Raw genomic sequence first — 13,080 nt, 5'->3', positions numbered from 1 at the left:
CGGCCGCATGCCGCTGCCCGACACGCTCCCCCGACCGACCGCCCGCCGAGGCCCAGCCCCACGGGCCGCGCCCGCGCGGCCCTCGGAGACGGCCCGTGCGGGCGGGCGACGCCGCCTCGCGCGCCGGCTGAGGTCCGTGCTCTGGCGGTCCCGCTTCGTGCTCGCCGCCGCCTGCTGCGGCCTCGCCGCGGCCGCCGTCGTCCAGGCGGTGCGGCCGGCCCCGCCGCCCACCGTGGACGTCGTCGTCCCGGCGCGCACGCTCCCCGCCGGCGAGCCCGTCACCGCCGCGGACCTCACCGCCGTCGCCGTCGCCGCAGCCCTCGCCCCCGAGGGCGTCGCCACCGACCCGGCCGAGCTCGTCGGGCGCACGCCGGTGACGGCGCTGCCCGCCGGCCTTCCCCTCCACGCCGAGCTGCTGCCCGGCGGCGGGGTGGTCGCCCAGGCCCCGCGCGGCACGGTCGTGGTGCCCGTGCGCCTCGAGGACACCGCGGCCGGGTGGCTGCAGCCGGGCGACCGGGTCGACCTCGTGATGACCGGTGAGACGGCGCGAGCCCACGGCGCTGACAGCCCCGGCGAGGGTGACGGATCGGACGACGCCTACCTCGCGCGACGGGCGCTCGTCCTGCCGCGGCCGGACGCCCCCGCGCCGTCCGACGGCGGCCTGCTGTCCGGCGCGACCGGGACGCCCCAGGACGCCGACATCACCCTGGTGGCCGTGTCCGAGGACGAGGCCCCCGGGCTCTCCGCCGCGTCGGGCTGGGGCACCGTCGGTGCGGTGCTCGTGCGCTGACCGGGCGGTGGCTCCGCGGCGGCGCGGGCGCGCCAGCCGTTGCAGCTCGGCGCTGACCCCGCGAGAATCGGCGACCGTCGGCCCGCGTTCGGGCTTCACACGCACCAACCATCCAGGGGGACCAGATGAAGAACCTGCTCGCAGGATTCAAGGAATTCATCATGCGGGGCAACGTCGTCGACCTCGCGGTCGGCATCGTCATCGGCGGCGCGTTCACCGCCGTCGTGACCGGCCTGCTCGACGGCATCATCAACCCGCTCATCGCCGCGATCTTCGGCCAGCCCGACATCTCCCAGGTCTTGTCCTTCGAGATCAACGGGTCGCTCTTCAGCGTCGGCGTGTTCCTCAACGCCGTCCTCAACTTCCTCATCGTGGCCGCCGCGCTCTACTTCATCGTGGTCGCGCCCCTCAACCACCTCGCCGAGCGCCGCGCACGCGGGCAGGAGGAGGAGCCGGAGCCGCTCGCGCAGGACACCGTCCTGCTGCAGGAGATCCGCGACCTGCTCGCCGCGCAGTCCGGCGCCGGCCGCTCGCAGTACTGACGCGGGAGACCCGCAGTCGCCCCGGCGCCGGCCGAGCCCGTCGAGACCAGCTCTCGGGGTCGGCCGGCGTCGTCGTCAGTGCCGGCACCGCTGCGGCGGGACGGCGCCGCAGGCGGTCGTCGTCGTTAGCGCCGCCCCCAGTGCGGCGGGACGTCGCGTCGCAGGCGCTCGTCGTTGTCGTCGTGGCCGCCGCGGTCGTCGGCCGTCTCGCCCAGCACCGTCTCCCGCTCCGTGCCCTGCCGGACCACGCGGCGCCGCGCCCGCTTGCGGGGGGTCGCGTCGTCCGTCGGGGCGCCGGGCTCGGGTCCGGTCCGGTCGGGGGAATCGCTCACCCGGCCATTGTCCGGCATCACGCACCAGGCACCACGCGCTAGGCACCGGGCACCGGGCACCGGGCACCGGGCACCGACATCAGCGCGGGCGACGCCCGACACCAATGCGCCCGACCGCCCGCGAGGGCGCGCTCCCACCCGTCAGAGCCGTCGGGCGCCGCGCCGTTCCTGCCCGTGCAGCCCGCGGCGCACGAAGCCCGTGCGGGCTCGCCCGCTCGCGGCGGCGGTCATGAGCCGGGGCGCTGCTCGGCCTCTCCCCTGGCGTCCGCGCCGTCCTGCGTGTCGTCCTGCGCGTCGCTGACCTCGGCCGGGACGTCCGCCTCGGCGTCAGCATCCGTGCCCTCGCGGTCGGTGCCTCCCGGCGCTGCCGCGCCGTCGTCCTCGGTTGCCTCGCCCCCGGGAGTCGCCGGCCCGGCCACGTCGGCCTCTGCGCCATCGGGCTCGGCGACATCGGGCCTAGCGACGGGCTCTGCGACGGGCTCTGCGACGATCTCGCCAGCAGGCTCTCCGGCGACAGGCTCGACGACCGGCTCTGCCCGGTCACCGCCGCCGTCACCGTCGGCCGGGTCGGTCCCGGCCACGGCGTGCGCCTCCGTGGCGGCCTCACCCTGCGGCGTCCGCGCCCCCTCGTCCGACGTCTCGACGTCGTGCGCGGCACGCGTGCCGTCGTCGTCCTGGTCCGCGAGGGCCTCGACGACGTCGGGAGCGACGCCGAGGTCCACCGGCGGCTCGTCGGGGAGCACCGGCACGACGATCTCGCGGGGCGGGACCACGCCTCCGGCGGTCCCGATCCGCTCGTCGCGGACGCGCTGCACAAGCCGGCGCACGCGGTCGGCCTCGCCGTCGGGGTCCAGGAACGCGGCCGCCGACCACACCTGGGTCACGACCCACCCCAGGCGTTCCAGCCGCTCGGCGAGCTGCCGGTCACGCACCCGCACGGACGGCTCTGCCACGTACGCCGCGTCGTCGGTCAGCACGGCCACGAGCAGCTCCCCGGGCAGGTCGGGGTGCCCGACGACCAGCGGGATGCGGTCCCCGTCCGGGGCGCCGTAGTCCGTCTCGACGAGGTAGCCGAGCTTCCACAGCCGCTCCCCGAGGTCCACGAGCAGGCGGTCGGGCGCGCGGCCGACGTCGACGCCGTTGCCGAGCCGCACCTGGTCCGCGACCCCGGAGCGGCGCTCGGCCAGCTCCAGGGTCTCCACGAGCAGCCGCGGGCCGGCGCTGCGCAGGCGCTCGGGGTCGAGCGCGTCGGCCGTGAAGCAGGACACGACGTGCAGCCGCTTGCGGGTCGCGCCCAGGGCGCCGACCAGCATGGCCTCTCCCCCGGCCTCGCCGAGCACGCCGAAGCGGTGCAGCACGCGGCCGTGCGGCGTCCGGCCGAACCCGACCGAGAGCAGCACCGTGTCCCGCGACAGCCCGGCCACGCCGGTGATGTCCGCGACGACGACCGGCTCGGGCCGCGAGCCCGAGAAGAACGGCGCCAGCGCGGGGTTGGCCCGCACCTCCGCGAGCAGCGCCTCGCGCACCCGGTCGGCGTGCGCGGCCGTCACCGTGACGATCGCGAACGTCTCCTCCGGGCGGGTCAGGGCGTGCTCGATCGACACCTCGACGACGCGGTCCACCTCGGCCTGCGTGCTCTCGACGCTGCCCGAGACGGGATCGGGCATGCCGGTGCCCTCCACCACGTCGAGGTGCACCAGCGGCTCGGCCCGGGGCAGGGGCGCGGGCCGCAGCAGCCCGTCGTACCCGTGGGCGGCGAGCAGGCGGGTCAGCTCCGGGTCGCGGCTGTGCTCGTGCGGCTGCAGCGTCACCGTGGGCAGCAGCGCGGACAGCTCGTGCACGCTGGTGCCGGACGCCGACCGCGGGTCTCCCACCACGACGACCTGGCGGCCCCGCGCGAGCGCGGGCACGACGACCTCGGTGGGCACGTGCTGCACGGCGTCGAGGATCACGACGTCGGCCGTGCGATGCTCGGGCAGCAGGTGCGGCACCAGCGTGGGCGTGGCGACCAGCGCGGGACGGAGGCGCCGCAGGACGTCCCCGTGCCGCTCGGCGAGGTCGCGCAGCGTCGTCATCCGGCCCTCGATGAGTTCGGTGAACAGCGCCTCCGCGGAGTCCCGGTCCTCCCGCATCGCGGTGCCCAGGTGCGCCCGGGCCGCCACGCGCACCGGCTGCGAGAGCGCCGCGAGGTGCTCCCGGTCGAGGTCCCGGAAGCGACGGGCGAGCGCGTCGAGCCCGACGCCGTCCTGCCCGGCGAGTACCGGGTCGGCGGCGAGCAGCTGCTCGAAGACGGACGACCACCAGGCGAGCTCGAGCTCGGCGGCGACGAGGTCGCCGGGCACGCGCCGGTCGGTGAGGTCGTCCACCAGGTCCCCGACCCCCGCGGACCGCGCCGCGCGCAGCAGGCTGGTCCGCTCGGGCAGCACCGTCAGGGCGTCCGAGTCCCCGGCCAGCCGCTGCAGCCGTTCCGCGAGGCCGTCGAGGTCGAGGTCGAGCAGGTGGCCGCCCAGGGGCGTGGGCGCCAGCACGGGCTCGAGCGCCTCGAGGTCGATGCGCACCGCCTCGTAGGTGTCCTCGATGGAGGCGAGACCCTCGGGGAGCGTCGGCCAGCCGCCGCGCTGGGCGTGCTCCGCCCAGACGTCGCGCTGCTCCTGCACCTGCACGAGCGCCTCGTGCAGGTTCGGCACCCGCACCCCGGGGCGCACCATGTCCTTGGCGCGCTTGCGCAGCCGGCGGCGCGCGAACCAGCCCATCTCGATGCCGTGCTCGGCCCGCCAGCGCCGCGTCGCGGTGGCCTGCACGAGGTCGGCCGCCGTCCGCTCGAAGACCATCGGGTGGAAGAGGTCGAGCGTGCTGCGCATGCCGCCGAGCATCGCGAGCTGCCCGCCCCAGCCACGCACCGTCGTCGGGGTCGTCAGGCCCGTGACCTCACCCGTGTACGCGAGCTGGCGGCGCAGCTGCGGCAGCGTCACGTCGCGCAGCCGCTCGACGCGCACCAGCGCCTGCCGGGCGTCGTCGTCCGTCAGCAGGTGCGCGCCGTACCAGGGCGTCGACGACGGGCGCAGCGTGAACGCGCCCAGCGCGGCGGCGCGTTCCAGGCCGGCGGCGATCTCGCGGCGCCGCTCCGGGGTCAGCGCGAGCACCGACTCCGAGGCGAGCCGCACAGTGGTCGACGGTGCGGGCCGCTCGGCGGTCAGCCGCGCCAGCGCCTGCAGCGCGTCGTACGCCGACACCTGCCACGGCGAGCGGGGCTGGTGCAGGGCCTCGATGTACCCCGTGAGCTGCGCACGGGTCCCGATCAGCGCGTCGCGCACCCGCGCCGCACCGTCGACGTCCACCTGCTCGGGCTCGCTCGCCATCGCGGACAGCAGGCGCCGGGTCACGTCCTCGCGCCACGTCGGGTACGGCGGCACGTCGAGCAGCAGGCTCTCCAGCCCCAGGGACTCGAGCCGCAGCGCCAGCCGGTCGGCGGCCCGCCGGTGGCCGGTCACGTAGAGCACGGAGCGGCCCGCCGCGGTGGCCTCGCCCACGACGGCGGCGAGCGTGCCCGCCACGTCCGCGCCGACGGGCGCGTCCACGAACAGGTGCCCGCCGGTGGCGAGCGCGTCCAGCACGGAGCGCTGCTGAGGGTCGAGGTCGCCCACGCCGCGCTCGCGCGTCGGGTCCGCGTCCCCGCGGCGCAGCGCGGGGAGCTCGAGCGCGGACAGGCGCTGCGCCGCGTCGTCCACGCCCGCGAGCGCCGCCACCACCTCGTGCCGGTGCAGCGAGGGGGCGAGCTGGTCGAGGTCGTCGACCAGCGCCTGCCCCGGGTGCACGAACGTCCCGACGAGCACCCGGCGGTCGAGCTGGAAGTCGTCCAGCACCGCCTCGCCCAGCGCCGCCACGCGGGCGAGCACGTCCGTCGGGTCGAACCCGGCGAGGGTGAACGTCGCCTTGGCCAGCGCCGCCGGGTCGAGCAGCGCCCCGTGCGCCCGCAGCGTGCGCGCCACGACGGGGTTGATCTCGACCGTCGGCTCCAGCGTGAGGTCGTAGTCGGCGCCGCCGTCCCCGCGCGGGGTGAGCGTCACCGGGCGCAGCACCACCGGCGCGTGCACGACGCGGCCGGCGGGCGCGGCGGCGTCGGGGTCCGACGGCGTCACGCGCGGCGCGGCGGCCGGCTCCCGGGCCGCCATCGAGACGACGGGGATCGACGTCGTCAGCGCCGGGCTCTCGGCGTCCTGGTCGTCCGGGGTCGCCGGGCCGGGCGCGGTCGGGTCGCCCGTCGGCCCGTCCACCTGCGGCCCGCCGGGCTCGGCGGTGTCGTCCCCCGGCGCCCCGTCCGGGGCCGGTGCGCCCGGCGCCGTCGTGCGCGACGACGCGACGCGGGCGAGCGCGGCGACGTCGTGCCGCTGCGGCCCTCCGCCGCCGAACGGGACCTCGGGGCCGTCGTCGTGCTCGGTCCAGGTCGCGACACCGATCGCGAGGTACGTGGGCGCGACGCCGTACCGGGACGCGTGCTCCGCGGCGCGGGCCGCGACCGCCCGTGCGCGCCTGCGGGCGGCGGGCAGCGCCTCTCCCTCACGGACCAGGTTGGACAGCCGCGTGGGGCGGCCGGCGAAGAGACCGGCGACACCGTTGGGGTGCGCCTTGGACAGGTCGACGATCGCCTCGCCGAGCAGGCCGACGTCGGACAGCGACGACCCGCCCACCATCTCCACGAGCGAGGCACGCCAGCGGCGCGTCGCCGCCTCGACGGCCGCCTCGGCGGACGACGCGCCCTCGCGGCGGCCGTCCGTGGCGGACGCCGCCGACGGTCGCGGCTCCTGGCGGGTGGCGTCGTCGCGCGCGGCGGACGTGTCGTCGGGGGTGTCGTGTCCCGCCGCCGGGCCGCCGTCCGCGCCCGTCCGCAGGGACGGGTCCGGCGCGGCGGGTGCCCCGGCAGAGGGGTCGACCGCGGTCGTGGCGGTGGATCGTCGGGCGGCTCTCACGCCAGCACGGTAGAACGGGCGGACCCCGTGCCGGTGTCGGCGCGCCGAGGAACCGCCGGAGCACGCGCTCCCGGCACACCCGAGAGGGGCACGAGGAGGAGAGCGCGTTGACGCCCCCTCGGCGGGGGGTCCGAAGGGGCGTCGGGCCGGGCTCGGCCCGGCAAGGGACAGCGCGCACCGCGCAGGGGGCGGGCGATGCGCGCCGTCACCAGGAGTGTGCCGCTCAACCGTGGCGCCGTCAATAAGGCACGGGGGCGAACTCTGCAACCTGTCTGAGGAAGATCAGAGGGCCGGCGTGTTTCGGGGCCTAGGCTGGTCGCCCGTGAAGCGCGTGGTCGAGGCGGTGTCCCCCGCCCGGATGGGCGCAGGGTTCCGCTGGCTGATGTCGGCGTCGTGGACGAGCAACATCGGCGACGGCGTCGCCCTCGCCGCGGGCCCCCTCCTCGTGGCGTCGCAGACGAGCTCCGCGATGCTCGTCGCGCTCGCCGCGATGCTGCAGCGCCTCCCCTGGCTGGTGTTCGGGCTGTGGGCCGGCGTGCTCGCCGACCGCCTCGACCGGCGCCGCCTCGTCATCGTCGCCAACCTGCTGCGCGCCGTCGTCGTCGCCGCGCTCTGCGTGGTGATCGTGACGGGGCACGTGAACATCGGTGTGGTCCTGGCGGCGATGCTGCTCATGGGCGTGGCCGAGGTGTTCGCCGACACCACCGCCCAGACGCTGCTGCCCATGCTGGTGCGCCCCGCCGACCTGGGCATCGGCAACTCGCGCCTGCAGGCCGGGTTCCTCACCGCGAACCAGCTCGTCGGGCCGCCGCTCGGTGCGGCGCTCTTCGCCGCCGGGGCGGCGTGGCCGTTCGCCGTCCAGGTGCTGACGGTGCTGCTGGCGGTCCTGCTGGTGAGCAAGGTCGTGCTCACGCCCGTGCCGCCGGCGTCCGGCGCGCGCCTCGGGGACGGACGCGGTCACGTGCGGCGCGACATCGCCGAGGGCCTGCGCTGGATCTGGACCAACGCGCCCGTGCGCACCCTCGCGCTGGTGATCCTCGTCTTCAACGCCACGTGGGCGGCGCCGTGGGGCATCCTCGTGAAGTACTCGCTCGACCACCTGCACATGGGCCCGGTGGGGTACGGCCTGCTCACCACGGCTGCCGCGGTCGGCGGGCTGATCGGCACGTTCTCCTACGGGCGCCTCGAGCGGCGCTTCTCGCTGTCAACCCTCATGAAGGTGTGCCTCTCGCTCGAGGTGCTGTTCCACCTCGCGCTGGCCCTCGCGACCACCGGCTGGGCCGCGATGACGATCCTGTTCGTCTTCGGCGCGTACTCGTTCGTGTGGGGCACCGTGTCCAACACGGTGCGGCAGCGCGCCACCCCCACGCGCTTCCAGGGCCGCGTCGGGTCGGTCTACATGATGTGCGTGTTCGGCGGCATCGTCGTGGGCAACGCGATCGGCGGCGTGCTCGCCGAGCACTGGGGTCTCACCGCGCCCATGTGGTTCGGCTTCGTCGGCGCCGGCCTTACCCTCGTGCTCGTGTGGCGGCAGCTCGCGCACATCGCGCACGCGCAGGCCGACTGACCGCGAGGGGGGACGAGTCCCGGCGAGGTAGTTCCGGACCCTGCGAGGTAGTTCCGGACCCTGCGAGGTAGTTCAGATCCTGGCGAGGTAGTTCCGAACCCCGCGAGGTAGTTCAGTTCCCGGCGAGGTAGTTCGGCTACTCCTCGGTCGCACCGTCGTCGAGCCCGGTCGCGGCAATGTCGCGCAACGCGTCCAGGTGCGCTCGGAACGCCCGCCGGCCCTTCGGGGTGAGGCGCAGCCAGGTGCGCGGCCTGCGGCCGACGGCACCCTTGCGCACCTTCACGTAGCCGGCGCCCTCCAGCGCGGACACCTGCTTCGACAGGACGGAGTCGCTGACGCCGACGGCGTCGCGCACCACGCCGAACACGGCCTCGTCCACGCTCGCCAGCGCGGCCACGATGCTGAACCGCACGGGCGCGTGGATCACGTCGTCGAGGCGGTGGCGCGGATGCTCCCGGGCGTCGTCGTCGCTCATCGCAGGCCCCCGCGACGGATCAGCAGCCCTGCGACGACGGCGGGGGCGGCGATCACCAGGCCCGCGAGCGCTGCGAGGAGTGGCGCCGGCAGGGGCAGGTCCACGATGAAGACGAACCAGGTCAGCGCCAGGAACGGGATTCCGGAACAGATCGTTCCGACGGCGGCGATGCGGCGTGCGCGGCGCGGCACGGTCCGCACCGCCGTCTCCCGGTGCCGGGTGAGCACCAGGACCGCCACGAGGAACACGATCTGCGCACCGAACGTGACCAGGCCGCCCCACCGGGTGCCGTCGGCCACCCAGACACCCGCGGCGAAGGTGCCGAAGACGAGCCCGTGACCGATCGAGACCCGCGAGTGCACGCGGCGGGCCCGGTCGTCCTCAAGGGCGACCTCGTCCGCCCGCTCCAGGTACGCGCTCGCCTGTTGCGCCGTCGGACCGGTCATCGCTCTCCCCTTCCCGGGATCCAGGCGTTCCACCAGATGCGATGCGCCGCGGCGAGGCACGGCATCGCCGCAGCGAGGGCGACGCATGCCATCACGACCGGGCCGGTCGGGTCGAGTCCGCCGTTGTGGACGACGAGGTCAGCGGGCACATACATGAGCAGCGGCAGTGGGCCGGGCCACATGCGGGTCATCCACCCGATGTGCGGGGTGGTCCGCGAACGCCCGTCGATCGCCCACCACAGCAGCAGCACGAGCCCGGCGAACACCGCGGCCACCGCGAGGTACGGCCATGGCGCATCGCCCAACCCTGGGAGGGTCTGACGCGCGAAGGAGAACCCTCCCCACAACACGCCGATGCCAACGGCAAACAGCGTCCAGGCCACCCGATCGGACCGGCTGACGAGCGCGACCTGCTCGGCCTGCGCGAGCAGGGCGGCGGCCTCGGCGGGGCGCGGCGCGGGGTCGTCCGTCATGGGCGCGAGGCTAGCAACTACTTTCCCATGCGGAAAGAGGTTGTGTAGTGGCAAGTGCTGCCTACTCTCCCGTCTCGCCGTCCGCCAGCTCGCGCACGACGTCGAGGTGGCCCGTGTGCCGCGCGTACTCCTGCAGCACGTGGAAACAGATCCACAGCAGCGTGGGCGGGTTGTCGCCGCCAGGCGCGAACCGGCCGCCGACGGCGGCCCGCTCGGCGAGGTCGTGACTCGCCAGGATGTCGCGCGTGCGCGTGCCGCCGTCGTGCAGCGCGGCGACCAGGTCGACGAGAGTCACGTCGTCGGACACGTGCCACCGACCGCCCGGGGCGTCGTCGACGTTGTCGCCCCAGGGATGCGCGACCTGCTCCCCCAGGAACCCCCAGACGAACCACCGTCGCTCCATGTGCACCAGGTGCGTCAGCAGCTCCAGCGGCGTCCAGCCCGACGGCAGCACGCTCGAGCGCAGCTGGTCGCCGGTCAGACCGTCCAGCTTGCGCGCCACCACCGCGCGGTAGTGGTCGAGGTAGGCGGCGAACTGCTCCGCCGGGTCCGCGGAGTCGAGGGTCGGTTCGGCGTCGGGGGAGGCCACGACGTCAGCGTAAGCCCGCTCGGTCGGCCGAGGCCTCGCAGCGGCGCGAACTTCCGACCTGGCCACATTGCTCAAGCTTGACCTAAGTGCGCCTGAGAGGATTCGAACCTCCGACCTACCCTTTAGGAGAGGGTTGCTCTATCCACTGAGCTACAAGCGCCGGCGCCTTCGACGAAGAGGGCGACCCACAGCCTAGCGCCCGCTTCGCGCGCCGCCGACGACCGCCCGTCGCTCGCGGCGGCAGTTTGCGCTCACGTCGGCAGTTCGAACTGCCGCGCCGAGCACGAACTGCCGCCGCGACGCGTTCACCGACGGAGGCCACCCGACGTCAGACCCAGCGCGCCGGGTCGGCGACGACCGACCGCAGCACCTCGCGCGCTCCGCCGGTGAGGGCGGCGTGCGGGCCGGCGGCGGCGGGGCGGACGTCGACGGGAGCGAAGGGCGCGGCGAGGGCGCGCTCCTCCACCACCCCTTCGACGACGTGGCCGACCCAGCCGAACAGCTCGGCGTACGCGCCGCCGAGCACGATGGTGGAGACGTCGACGAGGTTGACGAACGTGGCGAGCGCGGCGCCGAGCGCCTGGCCGGCGCGGCGGACGGTGTCGAGGGCGGCGTCGTCGCCGGCGCGCAGCAGGTCGACGATCGCGTGCACGGGTGCCGACGACGGCAGCCCGGAGCCCCGGAGCAGCACCTCCTTGCCGGCGTACTGCTCGAGGCAGCCGGTGGCGCCGCACGAGCAGCGCGGGCCGGCGGGGTCGACGACGACGTGCCCGATCTCGCCGTTCCAGCCCCGCTCCCCCAGGAACAGGTGCCGGTCGACGACGATCCCGGCGCCGACGCCGACGTCGCCGGAGACGTAGAGGAACGAGCTCGGGACGTCGCCGGCCAGCTCGGCCAGGGCGGCGAGCTTGGCCTCGTTCGCCACCTCGACGTCGAGCACCCGACCGTCACCGGTGCGCAGGTCGAGCTCGGGCACGGGCTCGACGGACGACCAGCCCAGGTTGGGCGCCACCTCCAGCCGCCCGCCACGCACGTCGACGAGCCCGGGCAGCGCGAGCCGCGCACCGGCCACGCGCATACCGCCGGCCTCGACCTCCGCGACCACGTCGGCGACGAGGCCCCGGAGCCGGGCGAGCACCTCGCGGGGGTCCGAGTCGTGCATCGACCCGGTCACGACCCGCTCCGCGACGACGTCGCCCACCAGGTCGAGGACCCGGGCGCCCAGGTAGTCGACGTTCACCTCGAGGCCGAGCCCGACGACGGACCGGCCGGCGGGCACGAGCGGCACGGCCGGGCGTCCGGCCCGCTGCGCCGCGACGGGCGGCAGCTCGGCCACGAGCCCCCCGGCGACGAGCCGGTCGACGAGGGTCGAGACGGTGGCGCGGGTGAGGCCGGTGGCGGCGGCGACGTCGGCGCGCGACGGTGGTGCGGAGGCCTCGAACACGGCCGCGGCGACGAGGCGCAGGTTCCGTTCGCGGAGGGTGTGCTGACGCGACGCGGCCCCGCCGTCGGGCACGCGGGGCGCCGCTGCGGGCGTCGTCGTCGAGGTGGCTGGCACGTGTTGACTCTAGCCCAGCGACGCGCAATAGTTCAGCCGTACAACAAAACTCGACGAGGAGAGATCCGTGAGCGACATCAAGTACTCCTTCGGCCTGTGGACCGTCGGCTGGCCGGCCAACGACCCGTTCGGCACCGCCACGCGCCCGGACCTGGACCCCGCGGAGTCGATCCGCAAGCTGGCCGACCTCGGCGCCTGGGGCTTCACGTTCCACGACAACGACGTCTTCCCGTTCGGCGCCGAGGGCGCGGAGCGCCAGAAGCACATCGACGCGGTGAAGAAGGCCTCCGAGGAGACCGGTCTCGTCTGCGAGATGGTCACCACCAACACCTTCACGCACCCGATCTTCAAGGACGGCGCGTTCACCTCGAACAACCGCACGGTGCGCCGCTACGGCCTGCGCAAGGTGCTGACCAACGTCGACCTGGCCGCCGAGATGGGCGCCTCGACGTTCGTCATGTGGGGCGGCCGCGAGGGCACGGAGTACGACAACTCCAAGGACCTGCACGCCGCGCACGCCCGGTACGCGGAGGGCATCGACACCGTCGCCGCCTACATCAAGGAGAAGGGCTACGACCTGCGCATCGCGCTGGAGCCCAAGCCCAACGAGCCCCGCGGCGACATCTTCCTGCCGAGCATCGGCCACGCCATCGCCCTCATCGACACGCTCGACAACGGCGACATGGTGGGCCTCAACCCGGAGACGGGCCACGAGCAGATGGCCGGCCTCAACTACACGCACGGCCTCGCGCTGGCGCTGTACGCGGGCAAGCTGTTCCACATCGACCTCAACGGCCAGCACGGCCCGAAGTACGACCAGGACCTGGTCTTCGGCCACGGCGACCTGCTGAGCGCGTTCTTCACGGTCGACATGCTCGAGAACGGCTTCCCCAACGGCGGCCCGCGCTACGAGGGCCCGCGCCACTTCGACTACAAGCCCAGCCGCACCGAGTACCTCGACGGCGTGTGGGAGTCGGCCAAGGCGAACATGGAGACCTACGACATGCTCGCCGCCAAGTCGAAGGCGTACCGCGAGGACGCCGAGGTGCAGAAGGCGTTCGAGCACGCCGGCATCTTCGAGCTGGGCGAGCCCACCCTGGCCGAGGGCGAGTCGTTCGACGCCTTCCTCGCCGACCGCTCCGCCTACGAGGACGTCGACATCGACGCGGTCGCGGAGCGCGACTACGGTCTGGTGCGACTGCACCAGCTCGCGCTGCGTCACCTCATCGGCTGACCCGGCCGACCCACCCGCCCGGTGTTGTGGGGGGGGGGGTGGGGGGGGGGGGGGGGGGGGGGGTTCGCCCCAAAAGCCGCCCCCAACCCCCCCCCCCGCGAGAAGAC

11 protein-coding genes and 1 tRNA gene are annotated in these 13,080 nt (G+C 74.9%); 4 read left to right on the top strand and 8 right to left on the bottom strand.

Going from position 1 to position 13,080, the window contains the following annotated elements; genetic code table 11:
- The first annotated feature begins 7 nt into the window (after nt 1-7).
- Both cpaB and mscL read left to right on the top strand, forming a co-directional pair.
- Entirely contained in the window at nt 8-790 is a 783-nt protein-coding gene (cpaB, locus tag ACH436_RS07565; RefSeq protein ID WP_430559581.1) for a Flp pilus assembly protein CpaB, read from the top strand.
- A 125-nt stretch (nt 791-915) separates the two neighbouring features.
- Nucleotides 916-1,332: a large conductance mechanosensitive channel protein MscL gene (mscL, locus tag ACH436_RS07560; RefSeq protein WP_430559580.1), complete on the top strand. Its 417-nt coding sequence runs from the start codon at nt 916-918 to the stop codon at nt 1,330-1,332.
- Between the two features lie 125 nt (nt 1,333-1,457).
- Here the strand turns inward: mscL and ACH436_RS07555 are convergent, their stop codons facing one another.
- Together ACH436_RS07555 and ACH436_RS07550 are read right to left on the bottom strand one after the other, a co-directional pair.
- Entirely contained in the window at nt 1,458-1,664 is a 207-nt protein-coding gene (locus tag ACH436_RS07555) for a hypothetical protein (protein WP_430559579.1), read from the bottom strand.
- A 227-nt stretch (nt 1,665-1,891) separates the two neighbouring features.
- Nucleotides 1,892-6,631 carry a hypothetical protein gene (locus tag ACH436_RS07550; protein ID WP_430559578.1) on the bottom strand — a complete coding sequence of 1,580 codons (4,740 nt, stop codon included), beginning with the start codon at nt 6,629-6,631 and terminating at the stop codon, nt 1,892-1,894.
- A 322-nt stretch (nt 6,632-6,953) separates the two neighbouring features.
- On the opposite strand from ACH436_RS07550, the gene ACH436_RS07545 reads away from it, so the two are divergent.
- A complete protein-coding gene (locus ACH436_RS07545; protein WP_430559577.1) occupies nt 6,954-8,198 on the top strand; it encodes an MFS transporter in 1,245 nt (414 codons plus the stop codon).
- 136 nt (nt 8,199-8,334) lie between these two features.
- On the opposite strand, the gene ACH436_RS07540 is transcribed toward ACH436_RS07545, so the two are convergent.
- From ACH436_RS07540 to ACH436_RS07515, 6 genes are all read right to left on the bottom strand, one after another.
- Complete coding sequence (locus ACH436_RS07540) at nt 8,335-8,673, bottom strand: winged helix-turn-helix domain-containing protein (protein WP_430559576.1); 339 nt, start codon at nt 8,671-8,673, stop codon at nt 8,335-8,337.
- Nucleotides 8,670-9,119 (bottom strand): hypothetical protein, encoded by a 450-nt coding sequence (locus ACH436_RS07535; RefSeq protein ID WP_430559575.1) that lies wholly within the window; start codon nt 9,117-9,119, stop codon nt 8,670-8,672. The genes ACH436_RS07540 and ACH436_RS07535 overlap by 4 nt, the downstream gene beginning before the upstream one ends.
- On the bottom strand, nt 9,116-9,592 hold the full coding sequence (locus ACH436_RS07530; protein ID WP_430559574.1) for a hypothetical protein: 477 nt from the start codon (nt 9,590-9,592) through the stop codon (nt 9,116-9,118). The genes ACH436_RS07535 and ACH436_RS07530 overlap by 4 nt, the downstream gene beginning before the upstream one ends.
- Nucleotides 9,593-9,653: 61 nt before the next feature.
- Nucleotides 9,654-10,181 carry a DinB family protein gene (locus tag ACH436_RS07525; RefSeq protein WP_430559573.1) on the bottom strand — a complete coding sequence of 176 codons (528 nt, stop codon included), beginning with the start codon at nt 10,179-10,181 and terminating at the stop codon, nt 9,654-9,656.
- An 87-nt stretch (nt 10,182-10,268) separates the two neighbouring features.
- Nucleotides 10,269-10,341 (bottom strand) — tRNA-Arg (locus tag ACH436_RS07520).
- A 168-nt stretch (nt 10,342-10,509) separates the two neighbouring features.
- Nucleotides 10,510-11,739 (bottom strand): ROK family protein, encoded by a 1,230-nt coding sequence (locus ACH436_RS07515; RefSeq protein WP_430559572.1) that lies wholly within the window; start codon nt 11,737-11,739, stop codon nt 10,510-10,512.
- A gap of 67 nt (nt 11,740-11,806) precedes the next feature.
- Between ACH436_RS07515 and xylA the strand changes: the two genes are divergently transcribed.
- Complete coding sequence (xylA, locus tag ACH436_RS07510; protein ID WP_430559571.1) at nt 11,807-12,973, top strand: xylose isomerase; 1,167 nt, start codon at nt 11,807-11,809, stop codon at nt 12,971-12,973.
- Nucleotides 12,974-13,080 lie beyond the last annotated feature (107 nt).

The organism is Isoptericola sp. NPDC019693 (assembly GCF_044389085.1).
In the GTDB taxonomy this organism is placed as follows: Bacteria; Actinomycetota; Actinomycetes; order Actinomycetales; family Cellulomonadaceae; genus Isoptericola.
This window is presented reverse-complemented; position numbering and strand designations above follow the sequence as displayed.

Bases quoted from the DNA above. Each gene is read 5' to 3' on its own strand.
- cpaB (WP_430559581.1), top strand. From the start codon at position 8: ATGCCGCTGCCCGACACGCTCCCCCGACCGACCGCCCGCCGAGGCCCA.
- mscL (WP_430559580.1), top strand. From the start codon at position 916: ATGAAGAACCTGCTCGCAGGATTCAAGGAATTCATCATGCGGGGCAAC.
- ACH436_RS07540 (WP_430559576.1), bottom strand. From the start codon at position 8,673: ATGAGCGACGACGACGCCCGGGAGCATCCGCGCCACCGCCTCGACGAC.
- ACH436_RS07535 (WP_430559575.1), bottom strand. From the start codon at position 9,119: ATGACCGGTCCGACGGCGCAACAGGCGAGCGCGTACCTGGAGCGGGCG.
- ACH436_RS07530 (WP_430559574.1), bottom strand. From the start codon at position 9,592: ATGACGGACGACCCCGCGCCGCGCCCCGCCGAGGCCGCCGCCCTGCTC.